This window comes from Microbacterium esteraromaticum, assembly GCF_900163815.1.
GTDB lineage: Bacteria > Actinomycetota > Actinomycetes > Actinomycetales > Microbacteriaceae > Microbacterium > Microbacterium esteraromaticum_B.
In genome coordinates, this window is sequence record NZ_FUKO01000039.1 from 1 (window position 1) to 20,594 (window position 20,594).

At 65.4% G+C, this 20,594-nt stretch carries 16 protein-coding genes and 1 pseudogene; 7 read left to right on the forward strand and 10 right to left on the reverse strand.

The window, feature by feature from the left end; translation table 11 throughout:
• Window positions 1–749: 749 nt before the first annotated feature.
• Together FM104_RS14075 and FM104_RS14080 are read right to left on the reverse strand one after the other, a co-directional pair.
• Window positions 750–1,478, reverse strand: a complete 729-nt coding sequence (locus tag FM104_RS14075; RefSeq protein ID WP_087132862.1) for an LppA family lipoprotein — start codon at window positions 1,476–1,478, stop codon at window positions 750–752.
• The gene (locus FM104_RS14080) at window positions 1,475–2,593 is read right to left on the reverse strand and encodes a hypothetical protein (protein ID WP_218778587.1); all 1,119 of its coding nucleotides are present in this window, start codon (window positions 2,591–2,593) and stop codon (window positions 1,475–1,477) included. The genes FM104_RS14075 and FM104_RS14080 overlap by 4 nt, the downstream gene beginning before the upstream one ends.
• Window positions 2,594–2,935: 342 nt before the next feature.
• On the opposite strand from FM104_RS14080, the gene mobF reads away from it, so the two are divergent.
• The 3 genes from mobF to FM104_RS14100 all read left to right on the forward strand — a co-directional run bounded on the left by mobF (window position 2,936) and on the right by FM104_RS14100 (window position 7,923).
• Window positions 2,936–6,403, forward strand: coding sequence for a MobF family relaxase (gene mobF, locus FM104_RS14090; RefSeq protein ID WP_087132864.1), 3,468 nt, complete (start codon window positions 2,936–2,938; stop codon window positions 6,401–6,403).
• 606 nt (window positions 6,404–7,009) lie between these two features.
• Window positions 7,010–7,324, forward strand: coding sequence for a hypothetical protein (locus FM104_RS16810; protein ID WP_256971681.1), 315 nt, complete (start codon window positions 7,010–7,012; stop codon window positions 7,322–7,324).
• Window positions 7,321–7,923, forward strand: coding sequence for a GNAT family N-acetyltransferase (locus FM104_RS14100; protein WP_087132865.1), 603 nt, complete (start codon window positions 7,321–7,323; stop codon window positions 7,921–7,923). Before FM104_RS16810 ends, FM104_RS14100 begins: the two co-directional genes overlap by 4 nt.
• Before the next feature lie 145 nt (window positions 7,924–8,068).
• Here the strand turns inward: FM104_RS14100 and FM104_RS14105 are convergent, their stop codons facing one another.
• The gene (locus FM104_RS14105; protein WP_087132866.1) at window positions 8,069–8,449 is read right to left on the reverse strand and encodes a nuclear transport factor 2 family protein; all 381 of its coding nucleotides are present in this window, start codon (window positions 8,447–8,449) and stop codon (window positions 8,069–8,071) included.
• A 521-nt stretch (window positions 8,450–8,970) separates the two neighbouring features.
• Between FM104_RS14105 and FM104_RS14115 the strand changes: the two genes are divergently transcribed.
• Both FM104_RS14115 and FM104_RS14120 read left to right on the forward strand, forming a co-directional pair.
• Window positions 8,971–9,510 carry a TetR/AcrR family transcriptional regulator gene (locus FM104_RS14115; protein WP_087132868.1) on the forward strand — a complete coding sequence of 180 codons (540 nt, stop codon included), beginning with the start codon at window positions 8,971–8,973 and terminating at the stop codon, window positions 9,508–9,510.
• A gap of 183 nt (window positions 9,511–9,693) precedes the next feature.
• Complete coding sequence (locus tag FM104_RS14120) at window positions 9,694–9,960, forward strand: DUF7882 family protein (protein ID WP_087132869.1); 267 nt, start codon at window positions 9,694–9,696, stop codon at window positions 9,958–9,960.
• A gap of 126 nt (window positions 9,961–10,086) precedes the next feature.
• On the opposite strand, the gene FM104_RS14125 is transcribed toward FM104_RS14120, so the two are convergent.
• On the reverse strand, window positions 10,087–10,884 hold the full coding sequence (locus FM104_RS14125; RefSeq protein ID WP_087132870.1) for a siderophore-interacting protein: 798 nt from the start codon (window positions 10,882–10,884) through the stop codon (window positions 10,087–10,089).
• 180 nt (window positions 10,885–11,064) lie between these two features.
• Here FM104_RS14125 and FM104_RS14130 point away from each other — a divergent pair, with 180 nt between their 5' ends.
• Entirely contained in the window at window positions 11,065–11,358 is a 294-nt protein-coding gene (locus tag FM104_RS14130; protein WP_087132871.1) for an antibiotic biosynthesis monooxygenase family protein, read from the forward strand.
• A gap of 110 nt (window positions 11,359–11,468) precedes the next feature.
• Window positions 11,469–12,239 (forward strand): alpha/beta fold hydrolase, encoded by a 771-nt coding sequence (locus tag FM104_RS14135; RefSeq protein ID WP_256971678.1) that lies wholly within the window; start codon window positions 11,469–11,471, stop codon window positions 12,237–12,239.
• A 170-nt stretch (window positions 12,240–12,409) separates the two neighbouring features.
• Here FM104_RS14135 and FM104_RS14140 read toward each other — a convergent pair whose 3' ends face one another.
• The 6 genes and pseudogenes from FM104_RS14140 to FM104_RS16580 form a co-directional block, all read right to left on the reverse strand.
• Entirely contained in the window at window positions 12,410–13,204 is a 795-nt protein-coding gene (locus FM104_RS14140; RefSeq protein WP_087132872.1) for a heme ABC transporter ATP-binding protein, read from the reverse strand.
• Window positions 13,201–14,283 carry a FecCD family ABC transporter permease gene (locus FM104_RS14145; RefSeq protein ID WP_087132873.1) on the reverse strand — a complete coding sequence of 361 codons (1,083 nt, stop codon included), beginning with the start codon at window positions 14,281–14,283 and terminating at the stop codon, window positions 13,201–13,203. The genes FM104_RS14140 and FM104_RS14145 overlap by 4 nt, the downstream gene beginning before the upstream one ends.
• On the reverse strand, window positions 14,280–15,407 hold the full coding sequence (locus FM104_RS14150; RefSeq protein ID WP_256971680.1) for a heme/hemin ABC transporter substrate-binding protein: 1,128 nt from the start codon (window positions 15,405–15,407) through the stop codon (window positions 14,280–14,282). Before FM104_RS14150 ends, FM104_RS14145 begins: the two co-directional genes overlap by 4 nt.
• Entirely contained in the window at window positions 15,404–16,264 is an 861-nt protein-coding gene (locus FM104_RS14155; protein ID WP_179206818.1) for an HtaA domain-containing protein, read from the reverse strand. Before FM104_RS14155 ends, FM104_RS14150 begins: the two co-directional genes overlap by 4 nt.
• Window positions 16,261–19,113: an HtaA domain-containing protein gene (locus FM104_RS14160; RefSeq protein ID WP_087132875.1), complete on the reverse strand. Its 2,853-nt coding sequence runs from the start codon at window positions 19,111–19,113 to the stop codon at window positions 16,261–16,263. Before FM104_RS14160 ends, FM104_RS14155 begins: the two co-directional genes overlap by 4 nt.
• Before the next feature lie 102 nt (window positions 19,114–19,215).
• Window positions 19,216–20,594 (reverse strand): annotated as a pseudogene (locus FM104_RS16580) (hypothetical protein); the annotation flags it as partial.

Sequence of the window (20,594 nt, forward strand, 5' to 3'; positions counted from 1 at the left end):
CGATCGGTGACGAGACAGCGATGCGTGAGGCGTGGGAGTCGGAGTGGTCGATCCCGCAGAAACGCGCCATCATCGCTGCACTCGTAGACACCCTCGTGATCCTGCCCCTCCCCAACGGTGGCGCACGGTTCAGGCCCGAACGAGTGCAGATCACCTTCAAAGCCTGAACACCGACCGCAGCAAGAGGGCTTCGCGGAAGGCAACGATGCTCTCGTGCAGCCCTCCCGCATTCAGCCCTTCAAGTGTCGGGGCGGGTGAGGACACGGAGCTTTGAGAGCGCGACCGGGTCGGTGACCGCGAAGGACACCCCCGACCGCTCACACGCCTCCCGCGTGAACCCCTCCGGGTCGAAGCCTGGCGGGAGTCCGCCAGGTGCCTGCGCCCGTCTCCGGGATGGGGTTCGTACCTGTCTGGTGCGGGCAATACTTGGGGTGCTGGTGGTGTGGGTGATCGTGTTCATACAGGACAGGTGCGTCAGTCAAACCACAACATCTAGTATTCATCCGCGACTTGAGCTACTATATGTGCTCACGCAACTTAATCAGGGACCCCGGCGCTGTGGTTGTGATTCACAACCACCGGGAGTGTTGATTCAACACCCCCGACCGGTAGAACTCGGTTCATCGCGGAACTGTTTTATCCCAGATGGGACGGTGGGGCCACGGTGACCCCACCGACACGGTTCACCCGGAAATAGGAAAACCCCTGATCCTACGGTGCCGCCACGGTGGCAGGACCGTGCGTGAGTGTCAGTCGGAGGTCGTTGACTCAGGCATCTTGATCCCCGCGAAGGGGGCCGCGCGGCGGATGAACTCGGCACGATCTGTTTCACTGATCGTCGTGATCCCATAGAACAGGGAAACACCCGCCACGAGGCCGTCATCGCTCTCGCCCGCCTGGTAGTCAGGGTTGAGCGTTTCGTCTTGGATGGTGACGTCGAAGAACTCAGTCCCGCGATAGAAGCTCCCTACCCGCATCCACTCGGGATACTCCTCGAAGTAGGTGTCGCGCACTTGGTCAGTGATCTCATACCGTTCCGCGATCTCTCGAACGGTGTCGATAACCGCATCCCATTGTTCGATGGGGATTGTGACGTTCACCTCATGGCTTGCAGAGTTGTAGGCGGTCAGCAGCGATTTGCCACCGTACCCGTTGCCTTCCTGTGGATACCAGCCACTTTCGTTTTCTACCGTCCACCCAGTGATGCCGTACTCACTTTCGAGAGTGTCCTGAACTTCGGCGATGAGCTCGTCTGCTCGCGCCTCAACCTCTTCAGCATCGGGGAGCATCAACACATCGTTTGCTGGGATGCCCGCGTGCGCCGGGTAGTCGACCCAATCAACGGTGACAGTGTTACCCTCAGCGTCGGTCGTGGTCGTCGTCGGAGAGGGGGCGCAGGCAGACAGCAAAATCGCTGCCGCTACAGCAACTGCCGCGCCGAGCGCGACATGTGGCCGCAATCGTGTTTCGATCATCATGGTTGGTTCTCCTGCCTCACCCAGTCGGTGCGTTCGCCGTTCTCTTCGAGTACCCAGCGCACAGCTTCGTCGATGTAGCGCACGTTCGGTGTGAACCAGAAGGTCTGATCTGGGTCCCAGCCCGCGATCACGGTAGCGGCCTGTTCATCGACGGGGATCGCGGTTCCCGCCGCAGAGAGATAGGCCTGTACCTGGAGGTGCACGGCGTCGTAGTGTTCGGCGACTTTCGCCCAGTCCGGGATCACCCAAGCGCCATCTCGCCCGGTGGTGCGGTACCAGTCGTGACGCTTCTGCGCGGTGACCTCGATCGGGAACCGTGCGCAAAGGTCCGCCCAGGCTTCGGCGGTGTCGATTTCGAAGATACGCAGCCCTGCGGGTATCCCCAGCCGCCGGGTATCCGCTTGCTCCCAGCCAAGGCTGTCCTCCACGAACCACAACCCGGCAGGACTCCCGTCGAACAATGTCCTGGTGGTTGAAGGAAGCTCCCACGGTGCGCGTGACCACCACGTCCCGCTCCAGTTCGCGGTCACATCCGACGGTCGCTCACGCTTGGCGACCAATTCCTCTTCGATGATCTGATCCTGCACCTTGCGGAGCGATGCCGTCGGGTCTGTCATGATCTCGTGCGGGGGCGCGTCATCCCACTCCACCTGCCATTGGGAACACTCCGCTACCGGCTCGCCCCACCACTCGGCATGCACAGACGCGGCGACGTGCTCCGCGACGCGGCGAAGCGGGGCCTGCATCTCGACTGTCGCCGCGAGTACGTCGCTCCCATCGCCCTCCTGCCAGTACCTTGCCGAACCGACCGACTCGGCGACGCAATCACGCAACAGTTCCGGCGTCACTTCGGCCAACGCCACAGTTTCCAAGCGCGCTGCAACCTCAGCGGGCGTGACCTCCTGAATCTCCGCACCGACGTCGCCGATCAACTGCACCGACGTGCCCTTACCTGGGTCGAGATGATACGAGGCGAGAAAGACTCCCGCGTTAAACGAGTCCTCACGGTACTCGGGGTCGTGGAGGCGATCAGACGCGATCGCGTACTCGAGGAGCAATCGTCGTCCCCGTGGCCCGCGCATGAGGAGGTCTGCCAGCGAGGTTGTGTTGTTCATGCGGACACCTCCCGTAGCACGTAGGAGTAGTTGCCGCGCAGCGTCTGATCGGAGGCCGGATCCAAGTCGGGGCTTGACCCCCAGTCCTGGCCGTCAAGCCGTGTCAAGGTGGAATCAGCCGCAGAGAGATCCCCGGCTGTCTCAGTACCGACACACAACCCAATGCCGCAGCAAGCCTGAGCCCACTCGCTTTCCTCCACCAGAATCCGCACACTCCGAGTCTACGAACTGCCCCTGAGAATCCGACTGCCTGGCTCCTCGGCTCTAACACCCCTCAGTCTTAAAGTGAGGCACGTATGCCACCGTTGGTGGGGCGTGCGCACCTCCCTCATGAGACCACTCATGAGGGAGGCCCAGATGAAGGGCGGCGTGATCCTGTTTCGCGGCAGCGGTGCTGCTGCGCGCCGGTATGTGGAGGCGGACCGTTCCCGCGCTGACGAGTACTACCTCGGCGCGGATGATGCCGTCGCCGAGTACACGGTGCTCGACGCCAGCGGCGAGGTCACCGCCACCCGTTCGCTTACTGCGGTCGAGTACGAGGGGTGGGTGGACTGGCATGACCCGATCTCGGGCGAGTCGATGGGCACCCCGCGAAAGCCCGGTGAGGGGTCGAAGGGGTCGCCGTTGTTCGCGGAGATGACGATCAACGCTCCCAAATCGCTGTCGGTCGCCGCCGCTCTCCACCCCGAAGTGTCTAGCGCGCTCGACCAAGCGCAGCAGGACGCCCTGGCCGAGATACGCCGCTGGCTCGGCCAGCACTCCGTCACAAGAGTCGGGCCACGTAACGCGCGGGAGGTGCTGCCTATCGAGCAGATGCAGGTGGTCGGCATCCGGCACAAGACCTCCCGTGCGGGTGACCCACACCGGCATGTTCACATGCAGATCGGCACCCGCGTCTTCGCCGCTGGGAAATGGCGTGCGCTCGACACCGCGGCCCTGTTCAAGCAGCAGGGAGCGATCCGCGCCCTCGGCACAGCGGTCATCACCGCACACCCACACCTCGCGCGCACCCTCGCGGCACACGGCCTGACGCTCGACCCGGTGAGCGGCGAAGTCACCGAGTTACAGCCCTTCAATGGCGTGATGAGCAAGCGGTCGGCGCAAATCAGGCGCAACCTCGACCGGCTCGAAGCCGAATGGGAAGCCGCCCATCCCGGCGAGATGCTGGGCCCGGTGATGACGGCCAGGTTGCAAGGCATCGCCTGGACGCATCAGCGGCCAGGGAAGAAACCCACAGATTTGAAGGATGAGCAGTGGTGGGTACGGGAACTCCGCGACGCCGGATATGACCCCGCTGTGCGGCAACGCGGCACTGTGCAGCGCCCGGTGCAGTTGGATGATCTTGCCGTGCAGAAGGTTGCATCACGTGCGCTGGATCGCTGCGCCGCCGCATCGTCGGCGTGGACGAGGCACACGGTGCAGGAGCATGTCACCCGCATCATCACCGAATATGGCGCGCACGCAACCCCCGCCGAGCTACGCGAGTTCATTACGATGGCGACCGATCTTGCGGTGTCGGATTGCTTCTCCGTGCTGCCGCCGGATGCGGCGACGCCGGAGCATGTCGCGCATCTGACGAGTCTCACCGTGGTCGCCGCTGAGACTGCGCTCCAAGACCGGCTCGCCGCCGCCACACCGGAGCAGGAACCGGAGCAGCCGGACGTGACCGAGACCGCACGCACAGCGGGGCTGGATACCGGGCAGACTCTCGCGGCTGCTGCGGTCGCGTCGGCTGATCCGCTGTTGATTGTGGAGGGCGCTGCGGGGAGCGGGAAAACGAACATGCTGCACACCGCGATCGAAGTCGCTGCACAGCACGGGAGAGCATCACGGGTAGTTGCACCGACACTGCGCGCGGCGCAAGTCGCGCACGAAGAACTCGGCGTACCCGCCACCAGCGTTGCAGCGCTCGTGCACGCGCACGGATGGCGCTGGAACCGTGACGGCGTATGGACACGCCTCACACGCGGCGATACCGACCCCGACACCGGACGCACCTACACCGGCCCGCCACCAGGCGCGGTGCTGCGCCGGGGTGAACGGGTGATCGTGGACGAGGCCGGGATGCTCGACCAAGACACCGCCCACGCCCTCCTCACCATCACCCAAGAAGCAGGCGCAACCGTCGCGCTCGTCGGCGACCGCGCGCAACTCCCCGCGGTCGGGCGGGGCGGGGTGCTCGACATGGCCGCGCAGATTCGCGGGCGTACCTATGACATGAGTGAACTGCACCGGTTTGCCGACCCCGACTACGCGGCGCTCACACTGGCGATGCGAGACCGGGAGAACCCCGGCGACGTGTTCGACCGGTTCACCGCGATGGGGCTCGTCACCCTGCACGCCGATGATGATCAGGCGCGCGACCACATCACCGCCCACGCTCGTGACGGTGAGGCGATCACGGTCGCGACGAACGATGAGGCCGCCGCCTTGAACGACCGCATCCGCACCGGAAGGGTCGAGTCCGGCGAGGTCGATGATGCACTGACGGCGACCGGCAGCGACGACCTCCCTATCGGGGCCGGTGACGTGATCCAAACCCGCAAGAACGACAGTGACCTGGGCGTGGCGAACCGGCAGCAGTGGATCGTCCAACACGCCAAGAGCGACGGCACCGTCTACGCACGGGAAGCCGCCAGCGGACGCAGACACCCCCGCACCGTCGCCCTCCCCGCCGAGTACGTGAGCGAGCACGCGCACCTGTCCTACGCAGCGACCGCCTACGGCGTCCAAGGCGCAACCGTCAACAGTTCGCACACCGTACTGACGGAGGCGACGAGCGCGGCTGGCGTCTATGTCGGCATGACGAGAGGGCGCGAGCGGAACCGGCTGCATGTCATCGCTGAGAACATGCCCGATGCCAGAGTGCAGTTCATTGAGGCGATGGAACGCGACCGGACTGGCCGTGGGCTCGATCACGCCACCGCCCAAGCTGCCGAAGCGGTGCGTGGCATCATCAAGAGCGGCCCCGTGCAGCGAGTGTCCGAAGAACTCGCCAGACTCGACCGAGAAGCCGAACGCGCCAACCAGCAGGCGGAACGATGGGAGCAAACCGCCAACCGGATCGACACACAGCGCGCCGCACACCGGTCCGAGGACGACGAGAGCTCCGCCATGCTTCGCCGTGCCGAGGAAGAAGCTGCACGGGTGCGCGCCGAGGTCGCCGGACCACTCACGAAACAAGCCGAGTCGGATGGCGAGGCCTACCTCGCCGCCGTCGAGACCGAGATAGCCGCCAGTGCCCGACTGACCGCCACGGGACGGTTCGGGAAGCGCAAAGCACGCGATACCCATCGCAGCGCGACCGAACAGGCTCGCACCGCTCGCGCGAGCCTGCGCGCAACATGGGGTGACTTGCCCCGAACTCCTGAGGCGCTACCGACATGGGTCCCGACCGCAGCAGCACGCCGTGCAGAGAGGGACCCGCGCGTGAGCGACGCCGACCAAGCCGTCGAAGTCGCGCGTGCTGAGCAAACTGCAACGCACCAGCGTCACCGGAACGAACGCCTGGTGTTACTGACCCGCGAGTACGGGGCCGAGAATGCCCGCGCCCACCAGTTCGGAATGCGCGCCCTCAATCCGCGCCGCAATGCCCGCGATGCCCGCACCCGCGCAGCGCTCCTTCGAGCCGAGAGCGAAGAACTCCGCAGTCTCCCGGCCAACGATGCCGCCAAACTCATCGAGGCTAAGAGGGAAGAACGAGAGCTTGCGCAACAGCAAGCAGAACAGCGGCAGCGGCAACTCTCGTCCCCCGACCCGTCGATGCGTCACAGGCCAGATTCGCAGCCTGAACCTGGGATCGGACTCTGACCCCTACCTCACCGCCTGGTGCCTCAAGGTGCTCCTGTTCGTGTGAGACTCACCAAGTCCTCGACTCGCTCCCTGCCCCCGGCGGAGTCAGGCCGGAGGCCGAAGCTACCGAGCACCGCGAGCCGCTCGTGGCAGCCGGGACGAGCCTGCACGCTGGGAGAGCAGAACCGGACCGAGTTCCGGCACGTACCAATCTCTGGATGTCGACCCGCTGCCGCGCATCCAACCACTGCCCACCAGGCACCCCGGTACCAGCCCAGGTCGAGCACCGGGTCGCGCCGCATGCGATCGAAACATAAAATGAACAAAGGTTCATTGAAAGGGTCATCGTGCCGCGGACGACGGAGCAGAACGAAGCGCTGCGCTCAGCCACGCGCTCTGCTGTGGAGACGGCTGCCGTCCGGGTGTTCGCGCACCGTGGTTTCGCGGCCACGAACATGCGTCAGATCGCCGTCGAGGCGGGGATAAGCACCGGGTCGATCTACCGGCACTACGCGAGCAAGGAAGAGCTGTTCGATGAACTGATCGATCAGGCCTCGCGCGGGCTCGGGGCTGTCGCCGCGCAGCTCTCGACCGAAAGGGATCCGATCCTTCACCGAGGTATACGTGGCGGACCTCGCAGCGAACAACGGCGCGGCCGAGTTCTACATGATGATAAATCAGGGCGTCACGACGGACACCCCGGAGGGAACCTCATCTCGGCTGGCCGCATCACAGAGAACGATCTGGCGGGCCATCGCCTCGCTCATCGCGCGAGGCCAGGCTGAGGGTCAGATCGCCGAGGGAGACTCCGCCCGACTGACCGCTCACTACTTCGCCATGCTTACCGGCCTCACAACGTTGCACGTTGCTCTGGGGGAGGAATCCGCGGAGCCCGATGTCGACCTGATCCTACGAGTGTTCACAGGAGGACCCCAATGAAGATCGAAGTTACACGCGCAGACGAACTCGGGGAGGAGTACCGACACCAGATCGCGGAAGTTCTCACGCAAGGCTTCGCCGAGGATTTCGCCTTCTTCTCCAAGGACGCGGATGTACTCGCCGACGCGTTCGCCCCGATGCTCATCCTGGAGCGCTTCCACATCGCGCTCGTCGACGGCGAGCCCGCCGCGGTCGCGGTCGTCACCGAAGGTGAGCAGGCGTGCTTCAAGCCGGATCGGCACGAGCTCCAGCGCGTGCTCGGTCCCATACACGGGATGATCAGCTATCGGATCATCCGAAGCCAATTCATGGGGGCCTACGATGGCGCCTGCGACGGTCTGACGGAGATTGCATTCGTCACGACAGCGCCGCAGCATCAGGGCAAAGGCGTAGCCACTGCGCTGATGCGTCGGCTCCTGGAGCTGCCCTCCGACGAGTTCGTGCTGCGGGATATCAAGGACACCAACACCCCCGCCCTCGGACTGTACGCCAAGCTCGGATTCACCGAGACGCAGCGACGACGCATCAAGTTCGCGAAGCGAGCTGGGTTCTCCGCGTATGTCTCGATGGGCCTCAACCGCGCGAAGGCCGATGCTTGAAGGGCGCGCGAACTCGACAGGGCCCTGAAGCGCGCTTCGGGGCTCTCCTCGAGTCCGGGCTCTAGAGCGAAAAGCGGAACTCGACGCCATCGCTATCTTCCTTCTGCTGTGCTCGTTGTATGGAGAAGACCTGTGTGTGCCCAGTTCAGTCCGCAATTGGGCGTGCGAGGGCTTCCGGCTCGCCAGCACTGGCAACGCTGCGGAGTGCGCGTTCGAGCACCTGGAGGTCCTCGGCTGTCTCGATGGAGGTCACGTTGCCCCAGGAGAGGGTGAGGAACTGGAACACTGTGTTCTCGTACCGACCGCCGCCCGGCAGGTCGCCCGATACGAGGGAGCGCACCGCCACACGCGTGCGCCAGGGTCCGCCATTGACGAGCACGTCTTGGATGTCGAAGCGTGCGTCGGGCAGCAGGCGGAGCGTGCGTTGCCACCACCGAATCATCGCGTCGACCATCACCATGTAGTCACCGGCGTTGATCCGCTCGAACGCTGATCGGACCTTGGCGCGGACGATGCTCTGGTGCATGAACAGACTCAGAGGTTCTGACCGGGCTGTCGATGAGGCCGAAGGTGATCAGTTAAAACGGGAAGGTGTTCGCGCAAGTGAAGAACAACACAAAGAAGGCGGCAAAACCGATCAGTGTGGCCCAGGCCATAGGGGGAAGGTTCTACGGAGACTCATCGGTGGGACCCTGCTCTGGTTCTGCTACCTGATCTTCTGGTGCCGTCATAGGGTGCTCACAATCTCTGAAATATCGACAGATACGGTGATCGCCACAACGATGAAGACGACCAGGATGAACGCGGTGTACATCCATCGATATCGGTTATCGCTTCGCCAGAACTTGCGGAGGCTAATCACCCCAGTAATCACGGCGATAGCGCTCAGAAGGAGTCCAATTGGAGCGGACACGGTTCCACTGAGCCCGATGAGAGGAACCGCAATCGGGATCAACAAGTAGGTGATGAGGCACCGAATCCCGCTGATGATCATCGAGACTTGCAGGTGTCGATGCGCCGACCGTTGAAGGGACGCCGTCCGCGTCGTTGACTCCACGCGAAGGAGCTTGCGCTCTGCTTCGTGAGGCCGGGGTCACGCAGGGCGGCTTCTACTTCCACTTCACGGGGAAGAAGCAGGTCGCCGAAGAACTCATCAGCCGACAAGAACAAGCATTCGTCGAGCTGCGAGACCAACTCGCCGACCGTGCTCCTGATGACCCGGTTCACACGATCCTGCAATTCATAACGCAGACGGCGATGCTGTTGCGAGACGATCTCGTAGCACGGGCGGGAATGCGTTTGGTACTTCAGGCCGCCGAGCATTTCCCAGAGGTTGCCTACATGCCACACCCGGACTGGATCGAACTTGTCGAAAGTGTGCTCAATGCTGCCATCGGAAACGGGACTCTGCGCCCTGACATCGATGCGCCGACGACGGCACGAACGTTAATCTACCTGTTTATCGGCACGCAGGTCAGTTCATACATCTCGGATGACTGGCAGTCCCTGCCAGAGACCGTCGAAACCATCCTGTCCGCCACACTGCGAAACCTTGCCTCGCCGGTACACCTCGATCTACCGCGATAGAACCAGCAACCATCAAGGTGCCACACTGACACTTCCGAGCACTCCCAGAGCAGCCGGGATTGCACCCTGTGTCCTGATCAGGTGCCGAGATGCACTGCAAATCGGTCTACTGCGGAACGCTGCATGGTCGCGGGCGTGGGAGCTCAACCCCGAACACAGGGCCTTCCTGATAGATTCCTATCCATGGGGAGATTCGCACCGTTGCCGGACGGCATCGAGGTCGAGGACCGGGAGCTCGCCCACCTCGAAGCCATCATCCACACTAAGTTCAGGCGCAAGGAGAGCTTCATGCTCGTGCCGCCCCCAGACCCGGGGCAACCCGCAGGGTATGTCGCGCTCTGGTTTCATCCATCCATGGCGGTGCAGTTCGCCTACGATACTGCAGAGCATTTCCCTCTGGACGAACTGACGCTGCAGCAGATGACCGACGAATGGATCGAGGCCGCCTAACGCGCTTCGCTGGGCGGCAAAGCGGACCACCCGGTGGTGCTGCCACTGACCCGACGAGGAATGCTACGGACTCACCCCGCTGCCGGATACACCATCGAGTTTCCCGGACCTGGGAACCGCGTGCGGCTACGCGTGACGCCAGTATCCGGTGAAGTCGATCGAGGTCTTCGGAATGCCGCGTTCGCCTGCCAGGTGGCGGCGGCCGCCGGTGGCGAGCTGCTGCTCACCAGCGAGGAACGCAGACACGGGTGCGTCGCCGTCGAGGGGCAGCTCACGGAGCGCGGCGAGGGCTTCCGCGCCTGGTCTCGCGTTCGTGTCGCGCACGATCCAGTGCATGTTTATGCCTGCGGGTGAGATGACGGGTTGCTGGTCTGCTTCGTGGGGAACTTCGATGATGGCGGTGCCGGTGGTCTCGTCGGGGAGATCGCGCAGAATGCCGAGGGTCGCAGGCAGCGCGCTCTCGTCACCCGCGAGGAGCACCCGGTTCGCATTCTCGACCGGGCGATAGCCGCAGCCTTGGTCGATGAGCGCGACCGGGGCACCGGTCGGCAGCGAGGCCGCCCACGGGCCCGCGACCCCCTCGGTGCCGTGCACGACGAAATCGACGTCGAGTTCACCGGCCTCGGGCCGGTACTCGCGCACGGTGTAACTGCGGATCACGGGCCTACTCGCCTTGGGGAGGGCGAGATAACGCAAGTAACCGCGCATATCGAACCGGTCACTGAGCCGGTCGAACCGCGTCTCCGCGGAGATCGGGAGCGCGAGACGGAACCACTGATCGAAGCCGAGGGAACGCCAACGGTGCAGGTCCTCACCCCCGAGCGTGATGCGCACGAAGTGCGGTGAGATCTGCTCCGCCCGCAACACCTCGGCCGTGACCAGGCCAGTATCGGCATGCGTGACTTTGATGTTGGTGGATGCCATCGCCTCCCCTTTCGTCCTGGCCGCAGCCGTTCGATGCCATCGGATGAACCTGCCGCGCCATCCATGAGTTAGGGTACCCTAACTTAGAGATCCGTTCCACGCCCGGGTGTTTGGCGCGGCGTGCGGGCGACCGTGGTTCGCCTGCATTGGATGATCAATCCACTATCGAAGGAGATTGTCATGACATTCGTCAACATCACTGCCCTCACCGTTCCCGAGGGCGCAGGGCCCGAGGTCGAGCGCCGGTTCGCCACCCGACAAAAGGGCGTCGACGCCGCCAAAGGATTTCAGGGGTTCGAGCTGCTGCGCCCGCAGATCGGGGAAACGCGCTATTTCGTGGTGACCCGCTGGGACTCGCGCGAGAACTACGAGACGTGGACCGCAGCACGGCCCACGGACGCTCATACCGCGGACGAGCGGCGCGGCATGAGCGTGGACGTGCTCGGATTCGACGTCGTCCCACTCAACGGGTGACCGCGGAAACCCCGCCGACCGCGCCCACTCAGGGAGCTTCGGCCTGGGTGCATACCCGTGACGGGCGACTCTTGCACACAGCCTCCCTGCCCGGCCCGACGGTAAACGGTGTGACGGTCGTGTTCGAGGCCGGTGCTGCGGACAGCCGATCCAGCTGGGCGCTGGTGCAGCTTCGGGTGGCAGCGTTCGCCCGAACCGTGGTCTACGACCGATCCGGGCTGGGACGTTCCGCGCCCAACCCGGCCGAGCGAACCCTCGATCGGATGGCCGACGATCTGAACGACCTCCTCGACGCCTCCCCGCCGGGCCCCCTCATCCTGGTGGGGCATAGCGCCGGTGGACCCATCGTCCGCCTCGCGGCGTCCCGGCGTCCCGATCGCATCGCGGGCCTCGTGCTCGTCGACCCGACCGACGAACTCGTCGGCATCCTCTTCAGTCGCGCATTCCGCCTGGGCGAACGGGCCGTGCTCCAATTCAACCGGGTGCTGGCGAGGCTCGGACTGCTCCGCCGCCTCTACCAGTGGCAACTCGACGCCATGCCCGCACCCGATGTGCGCACCGAACTGGGCGAGGAGGGCTTCACCCCCGGTGTGGTGCGAACCCACGCCGCGCAGGCGCGAACGTTCCTGAACGAACTCGCCACCTGGCGACAGAGACCACCCGATCTCGGTGAAATCCCCGTCACCGTGATCTCCGGCACCCGCCCAGGCGATGGGCTGTCCTCCCGTGCACGGGCGCAGACCAACACTGCGCATGCGGCACGCGCGGCGGTATCGCCCCGCGGCCGCCATGTCCTCGCGGAGACATCGAGCCACTACGTCCCCTTCACCGACCCGGAACTCATCGCCGCAGAAATCCACCGCCTCACCGGAGCACCCTGATTTGTGATGGTCGACCTTCGAAATGGATGTGGTGTGCGTTCTCATGCCCTTGCAGAGAGCGACGACCATGACCGACGCGCCAGCACAGCCAGCAGATCTCGTTACTGCTGGCGATCGTGTTCCTCCGTCAACCAGACAGTCCCATTCGGGGATGATCAGCGGCGCTCTTGTCAGTGCGTGCGGCGGGGGATGATGATGGGTCGGCCCGTGTCCTCGTCACGCAGCACGCGAACGGGAATGTCGTAGACGCTCTCGACGCGTTCGGCGGTGAGTACCTCGTCCGGGCTGCCGTGGGCGACCAGACAGCCCCGTGCGAGGATCGCGACCTCGTCGGCGTAGGCGGCGGCGAGCGACAGGTCGTGCAGCACGACAATCACGGCGCGTCCCTCGGCTGCGAGGCCTCGGGCGATGCGCATTACCTCCTCCTGGTGCCGTAGATCGAGCGCTGCGGTCGGCTCGTCAAGCAGGACGATGCGGGTGTCCTGTGCGAGCACGCGGGCAAGTGAGACCCGGGCCTTCTCACCCCCCGACAGGGTCGGGAACGCCCGCGCGGTCAAGTGGCTCACGTCTGTGGCGGCAATCGCGGCGGCGATGGCACGCGGATCGTCGTCCGAGTGGTCGGTGCCGATCCAGGGTGCCCTGCCCATCTCGATCACCTTCCGCGCGGTGAATGAGAACGCAACCTGGTTCGCCTGCAGCAGCACACCCCTGGCACGGGCGAGTTCCTTCGCGATCCAGTCGACGAGCGCGCGGTCGTCCAGGCTCACGGCTCCCTCTGTCGGCGCAAGGTCTCCTGCGAGCAGCCCGAGCAGCGTCGACTTACCCGCACCATTTGGTCCCACGAGGGCGAGCACCTCGCCGTAGCGGACGTCCATCGTGACGCCTTCCACGAGGCTGACGCCGCCGATGCGATAACTAGCGGACTCCAGACGCTGTGCGGGCGGCCGGTTCGGGAAGCCGGTCATCCCCATCCTCCGGCCTGACGCCGGCTGCGTCGGATCAGCCAGTAGAAGAACGGTCCTCCGACGAGCGAGGTGAGCATGCCGATCGGCAGGTCGGATGCGACCACGAGCGTGCGGGCGAGCAGATCGGCCCAGACGAGCAGAGCACCTCCGCCGAGCACCGACACGGCCAGCAGCCAGCGGTGGGAGGGGCCGAGGAGCATGCGCACCAGGTGCGGCACGACGAGACCGACAAACGCGATGATGCCGACGAACGCGACCCCGACGCCGGTCATGAGCGCAACGAGCACGACCGAGACGATCCGCAGCCGCTCCACTTTAATTCCGAGGTGCGCGGCGGTACGGTCGCCAAGCGAGAGCAGGTCGTACTGCGGTGCGAGCAACAAGGCGATCGCGATCGCCGCGAGGCCGACGACAGCGACGATGAAGACCTCGTCCCAGCGAGTTCCGTTGATGGAACCGAGCTGCCAGAAGATGATCTGCTCTCGACTCTGCGTGTCGCCCAGGAAGGTGATGAGGGCGAGACCCGCACCCCCGAAGGCATTGACCGCGATGCCTGTGAGCAGCAGCGTGACGATCTCGGTGCGCCCCTGCGCACGGGCGGTGGCATACACGACGAGGGTCGCCAAGAGGCCGCCGAGGAAAGCGAAGGCCGCGATAGTCCAGCCGCCGAAGAAAGACATCCCGAAGGTGATCGCCGTAGCAGCACCGAGTGCCGCGCCGGAGGACACCCCAACCACGCCCGGTTCGGCGAGCGGGTTGCCAAACACCGCCTGCATCACCCCTCCGGCGATCGCGAGGGTCGCACCGACGAGCAGGGACATGGCGACACGGGGAAAGCGGATCTGCCACAGGGTCTGCTCGATCAGTCGGTCATCGGTCGCCCACGCGTTGTCGATCCCGATGCCGCGCAGCAGGGCTCCGAACACCTGGCTCGGCCCGATGGGGAGCTGTCCGAGGCTCGCGGACAACAGGATGCCGATGACGAGCAGCACGATCAGCGCCACGAAGACGACCACGCGTCTGCTCCAGCGAGGACGGGTGGCTGGCACAGCTGTGCCGGGTGTGCGGACGCGGGTCATTCGCCGTCGGAGCCGGTGGAGTCTGGGGCATAGATCGCGCGTGCAAGTGCGTCGATCACCGTCGCCGAACGCGGTCCGAAGGACAGGACCGCGCCGTCTTCCATGTCGACGATGCGACGTTTCTCGCCTGCCGTCGTTAGGGCGACGGCAGGCTTCTCCTGCAGCAGGCCGTCCACGCCGCCGACCGATGCGATGCCGCCCGTCATGGTGAGGATCAGATCCGGATCCGCGGCGACGAGTGCCTCATCGGTCATCGGCCGCATCCCCTCCCAGCCGAGTTCGCCCGCGACGTCCACGCAGCCGAGCGCAGAGATGAGCTCGTCCGCCCCCGACTCGGAGCCGAACAAATAATAGACGCCCGCATTGCCGCGCAAGTAGAGGAACAGTATCCGCAGGCGGTCCGCCTCATCGTCGGGGACGAGATCGGCCACCTCGGCGATGGTGGCGTCGATCTCCTGCCCGATCCGTTCGGCCAGGAGCTCACCGACTTCAGGTGCGCCGTAGACGCCTGCCACCTGACGCACCAGCTCCTCAGCTCCCTGGAACGAGGGATCGTTGTCCACGAACACGACCGTGATGCCGACGTCCCGCAGCTGTTCGATGACATCGCGCGGGCCGACGGTGCCGTCGGTGATGACGACGTCCGGCGCGAGCCCGATGATCGTTTCGGCGTTGACCGTGTGGCCCCCCGAGGTGACCCTGTCGAGATCCTCCGTGCCGGGGAACGTCGTCGACTGGTCGACGCCAACGAGAGTCTCGCCGAAACCCAGCCCCCAGACGGTCGCTGCGATCGACCCGGCGAGATCCACGGCGACGACGCGACCGGTGTCGGTGATCTCGATCTGCTCCTCGTCGCCCGTCTGAGTGTACGACGTGACGGTCGATGGCAGCTGCTGCTCGGGGTTCTCGGCGATCGGCTCGATCTCCACGTTGGGAATCAGCGCCGTCGACGGTCCCTCGTATGCGCGCGGATCCTCGAGCGCATCAATCTCCGAGAGTGCCGGTTGCGGCACGGCGCCGTCGACGGAGCCATGAACGCTGCTCGCGCAACCTGTCATCAGCACCAGGGTGGCGGCGAACCCCGCGACAAGCGCTGTCCAACGTCGCCGGGACGCGACGCTCACTGCGCTCCCGCCAGAGGATCTTCGAGCGCCTGATCCGTGCCTGACTCCGGAGCAGACCGGGACCGACGACCACTGATCAGCAGCCCGACCGTCAAACCGATGACGATGAGCGCCACACCGCCGACTGCGATCGGCAGCCACGGGATGTCGCCCTCATCTTCGGCGACCGGTGCGGCAGCGACAGGTTCCTCCGTGGTGGGCTCATCGGCGACCGCGGCCGCATCAGTGTCGCAGCCGTCGAGCCCGAGTGTGACGCTCAGCGGGTCGAGATCGACGCCGGCCTCGTAGAAGCCGGCGAACGCTGCGGCGCCCGAGTTCGTCAGCGTCGTCTGCTGGTCGGCGAGATCGAGCACACCACCGGAAGGTACGAGATCCCCGTCGAGGGCGATCTCGCCGACCCACTCCTGGGCCGTATCGACGACGACTTCACCCTCCATGTCAGTGCTGCGCGCATCGAGCAGGAGTGCGGCGCTGCCGCCGCCCTCGAATTCCACCGTGGGATTCGCCAGGGTGAGGTCGAGAACACCGTCGTGTCCGGTGAAGTGCACGGTTCCCGTGAATGAGACGGATCCCGTTCCGGTTGTGGGGTCGAAGGTTCCGGTGCCGTTGGTCCAGACGAACTCGGGCGTCTCGTATTCGGCGCCGTCGGAGGTCTCCCACGCCCCGTTCGCGATCGATCCGCTGATGTAGGCCCGGAAGCTTTCCTTCATGCCCCAGGTCAGGCTGCTGCTCGTCACCTCGCACGCAGGGTCAGGGGTCTGAGCTGCCGCCACTGTCGGGGCAACCAGCAGGGCCGACCCTGCGAGGGCGGACGCGGCTGCCAGGGCACTGATGCGGGATACAAAGCGTGTGTTCACAAGGAGTCCTTCTGGTTCGGGGGGAGGAGAGGCATGCGGGTGCGCTGTTGACGGATCGCGAGCACGCTGGTGCATCCGGCGATCGATACGAGGCTCAGCGCGATCAGCCACCATTCCCAGAGCGCCATCCCACTGGTCGGCAGTGGGATCAGCGCTGCCGTGGCGAGTGATCCGTCCTCTGACAGCGCCGAGACGGTTGTCGCCGAAGCAGCCTCCTTTTCGAGGATGTCGATCTCGGCCCCGGCATCCGCGCTTCCCTGCAGAGTCAGAATATGATCGCCGGTGCCGTCGTTCGGGAGCGTGCCGGACCATCGCACCTGGCCGTTCTCATCTGCGCTCGCTCCGTCGTCGAGCACGATGGGCACCGAGCTGGCACCGGTCGGGTAGAGGACGACGAGCACGCCGCTGTCATCGGGGTCGAAACCCGACGCCTGCACCTGGATGCGACCGCCCTCGCGGATCCGGTCCGCGGGGGTGAGCACTTCGAGGCCTTCGGTGGTGGGCGGTGTCGTCGCGGCTTCGTAGCCATTTTCGGAGTCGCCCGCCGAGGTTGCGCCGAATGTCTGACCGCTCGGGGTGCCCACAGTGAAGCTGAGGTCGTTGAAGGTGATGCTGTTCTGGCTGCCGGCGCCCGGGCCGCCCGTGAGGGACCCGCGTACGCCGACGCCCGACCAGGTGACCTCGCCGTTCCCTCCCACTGACGTCGTCGCCGACGACAGGTCCAGCGGATAGGAGGTTGAGCCGAAGCTTGCCGTGTTCCCGGTGTGGAGCGTGGCAGAACTGGGGCCGGAGACGGTGATCGACGGATTCGACACACTGAACATCGTCATGCCGTAGCCTAGGAAGCTGACCACGCCTGAGTAGTTCACGGTCCCCGTCTGCGTCTGGGCATTCCAGTCGCCGCCTTCGGCCTGCGGGAAGAGATAGCCGTCCCCCACGCCACTGGTGGAGATGGATCCCTTCGCGCAGTGCGAGTATCCGAACCGCTCGATGCCGGCGCAGGTCGTGTACGCGACGAATGCGTTGGAGACACCCCAGGTCAGCGAACCGGCGGATGCTGTGCCCTGCGTGCTCGCCGGAGTCTCCGGCTGCTGCGGATCGCTCGGCACGTTCTCCGGTGGCGTGGTCGGTGGCTCGCTGGTGTCGATGTCGCTGGGCTCGCCGATTGTGAACGTGATGCGATCCAGCGCTTCGCCGGGACTATAGAACTCGTGCCCCTGATACGAGAAGAACTGCGCGCCGGCATTGGTGAGCGTCGCGGAGGCGCTGCTGAATCGCACAGCTTCCCCGTCCAGTTCCTGCTTCACCGCCGTCGACAGGTCGATGGTCGCAAACGTAATGGAGGAGCCGTGATAGTCGATCCGCAGGTCAGCACTCGACGCGCTCGTGACCCGGATCGACGGGTTCGCGACCGTGTGGTTCAGCGCCCCGCTGTGACCGTAGAAGGTCACTTGTCCGGCGTACTGGACAGTGCCGGTCTGTCCGTTCCAGTCGGTGCCGGATGAGGCCTGCGGGAAGGTGAAGACGCCGTTGCCGGCGGTCTGTTGCGCTCCTTCCGACGCGGTGATACGGCCGTTCGCGATGTTCCCGGTGACGTAGCTGCGGAAGTTACTCTTCACGCCCCACTGCAGGACTCCTTCAGCCGACCGCTCGGTCACGGTGATCGATACCGGGTCGGAACTCGAGTCCGCATACTCTTCGTCGTCGGGCGCGAAGTGCGCGGTGATGCGGTGGTCGCCGACCGGCAGGCTCGTCCGCAGCGTGGCGGTGCCGTCGACCGTCTGCACCGCTGCGCCGAGCGGATCGGCTCCGTTCCGGAACGTGACAGTGCCTTCGACATCAGGGGTGACCGTCGCGGTCAGCGTGATCGCCTGGTCCGCATACGCCGAGGCGGAGTCGGCGGAGAGCGTGACGACGGCCCTGTCCGGAGCGCCGCTCGGGAACAGAGCATCCCAGTCGACGATGATGTCGGCGCGGGCGTACAGGTTCTGGTCGGTGGGGAAGGACCGCGACGGCCACGAGATGACCTCGTATTCCGTGGTCGCGTCCAGATCCGCAGCCGGAATGGGCAGAGTGTCACTGACCCTGCCATCGGCGTCGATGTTCGCTGAGATCGCCGCCTGCGTGTCCTCCACGGCGGCCAAGTCGGAGCCCTTCTCGATCAGCGTGAAGTAGGCGTGCGGGCCGTCCTGTCCGGGCAGCGCTTTCACGTCGCCGTATCCGGTGCCCTCGATCGCGATGTCGATCCGAGTGTCCGGAACCTCGGTCACCCCCGTCGTGAACGCCGGCGACGTCAGACCCGGTCCAGGGTCCTCAAGGTTCTCGTCCGGATCAGCGGGATCTTCTTCCGAGCCGCCCGGCTCCTCTTCCGAGTCGTCCGGAATCGGTTCGGGGAGGAGCACAGCCCAGTCGATGGTGATGTCGGATCGGGCGTAGAGGTTCTCTGCGGTGGGGAAGGAGCGCGATGGCCAGGAGATGATTTCGTAGTCGGTGGTCGCGTCGATTTCGGCGGCGGGCACCGACAGCACGTGGCTGACCGTGCCGTCCGTGGTGATAGCTGCTGAGACCGCGGTGTCTGTTTGACCGACGTCGGCGAGGTCCGAGCCTTTCTCGATCAGCGTGAAGTAGGCGTGCGGGCCGTCCTGTCCGGGCAGCGCTTTCACGTCGCCGTATCCGGTGCCCTCGATCGCGATGTCGATCCGCTCATCGGGGATCTCCGTCACCCCCGCCGTGAACGATGGCGTCTCGGCCGCCATCGCCGCTGGCGCGGCGGCGAAAGGGGTGCTGATCGCGACGGCAGTTGCGATGACGAGGGCGATGGTGTTGCGGGACCACGCGGTTCGGGCCACGGAAATCACTTCCTACTGTTCTCGGGGGTGTTCTCTTGTACAGTGGGTCGGATACCTCTCCTCGCGGTGAGGGAGGCATCCGACCGCGGATCGCAGCTCGCGTCAGACCTGAGTGGTCGTCAGTGCGCGGCGTCGTGTCAGCACCAGCGCTCCCGCGCCCACCAGCATCAGCAACGCGGCCGCCGAGAACGCGATCCCGGCTCCGTCGGCACCGGTCACGGCGAGCTGTCCGCTCGCTGATCCGTTGGTGTCCGGTGCGGTGCCGTTGCCGCCACCCGCTCCGTCGTTGCTGTTTCCCGAGTCATCGTCGCCATCACCAGGCCCACCGGGCCCTCCGTTGGCTGCGAGCACCTCGAAGACGGCGCTGTACGAGGCGGAGCCGGACGCGAAGGTCACGGTATGCTCACCGGGCTCGAAGTCGTCGGCGACGGTCCAGGTCGCCGAGGCGATGCCTTCCGCGTCGGCGACGGCGCGGTCGGGGAGCGTGATCGGGTCGGACTCGATGGTGACCTCGAACTCCGTACCGGCTTCCACCGGGCTGAGGGAGAATGTGACATCGTCACCCTGCGTGACCGAGGTGAGCTCCTCGCCGGCGGGGCCCGTCAGCGTCAGGACCGGCTCCTCCGGCTGGGGCGCCTCGGGGAAGAGGACTGCCCAGTCGATCGTGATGTCGGCGCGGGTGTAGAGGTTCTCCTCCGACGGGAATGACCGCGACGGCCAGGAGATGACCTCGTACTCGGTGGCCGCGTCCAGCTCAGTCGCGGGGATCGGCAGAACGTCACTGACGTTCCCCTCGGCGTCGATCGTCGCGGAGATCGCCGACTGGGTCTCGGTCACATCCGACAGGTCCGCGCCCTTCTCGATCAGGGTGAAGTACGCGTGCGGTTCGGCCTGTCCGGGCAGCGCCTGAACGTCGTCATAGCCCGAGCCCTCGATCGCGATGTCGATGCGCTCATCCGGGATCTCGGTGACCTCTGCCGTGAACGTCGGGACGGCGGGCTGCGGCTCCACCGGCTCGGCGAACGCGAGGGGTGCTTTGGCATCCTGCGTGCGGTCGGCCTGCGCCGTGTGGTTCGCCGCCGTGTACACGGAGGTGGGGCCGTCGTTCAGCTGCTGGACAGTGAACTCGAGCTCGAACGTGCCGTCCTCCGTCGGCGTCACCAGCGCGGCGCCGTCCCGGCAGCCCAGAGCGAGCTGCCACAGGTCTGCGGGAAGTTCGACATCCTCGCAGAGGAATACGTAGAGCCCTTGTGCCGGGTTATAGCCCGCGGCCGTCACGGTGACCGTGTCACCTTCCGCGTTGAGTTCTGTCGCGGGGCTGACCGTCAGCTGCGGGTCCCAGGTCGGCTCCTCCACGGGGAAGAGCGCTGTCCAATCGATGGTGATGTCGGCACGAGCGTAGAGGTTGGCCTCGGTCGGGAAGGACCGCGATGGCCAGGAGATGACCTCGTACTCTATGGATGCGTCCAGCTCAGCCGCGG

Coding starts and splice junctions, on each gene's coding strand:
- FM104_RS14075 (WP_087132862.1), bottom strand. CDS start 1,478: ATGATGATCGAAACACGATTGCGGCCACATGTCGCGCTCGGCGCGGCA.
- FM104_RS14080 (WP_218778587.1), bottom strand. CDS start 2,593: ATGAACAACACAACCTCGCTGGCAGACCTCCTCATGCGCGGGCCACGG.
- mobF (WP_087132864.1), top strand. CDS start 2,936: ATGAGGGAGGCCCAGATGAAGGGCGGCGTGATCCTGTTTCGCGGCAGC.
- FM104_RS14100 (WP_087132865.1), top strand. CDS start 7,321: ATGAAGATCGAAGTTACACGCGCAGACGAACTCGGGGAGGAGTACCGA.
- FM104_RS14105 (WP_087132866.1), bottom strand. CDS start 8,449: ATGCACCAGAGCATCGTCCGCGCCAAGGTCCGATCAGCGTTCGAGCGG.
- FM104_RS14120 (WP_087132869.1), top strand. CDS start 9,694: ATGGGGAGATTCGCACCGTTGCCGGACGGCATCGAGGTCGAGGACCGG.
- FM104_RS14125 (WP_087132870.1), bottom strand. CDS start 10,884: ATGGCATCCACCAACATCAAAGTCACGCATGCCGATACTGGCCTGGTC.
- FM104_RS14130 (WP_087132871.1), top strand. CDS start 11,065: ATGACATTCGTCAACATCACTGCCCTCACCGTTCCCGAGGGCGCAGGG.
- FM104_RS14140 (WP_087132872.1), bottom strand. CDS start 13,204: ATGACCGGCTTCCCGAACCGGCCGCCCGCACAGCGTCTGGAGTCCGCT.
- FM104_RS14145 (WP_087132873.1), bottom strand. CDS start 14,283: ATGACCCGCGTCCGCACACCCGGCACAGCTGTGCCAGCCACCCGTCCT.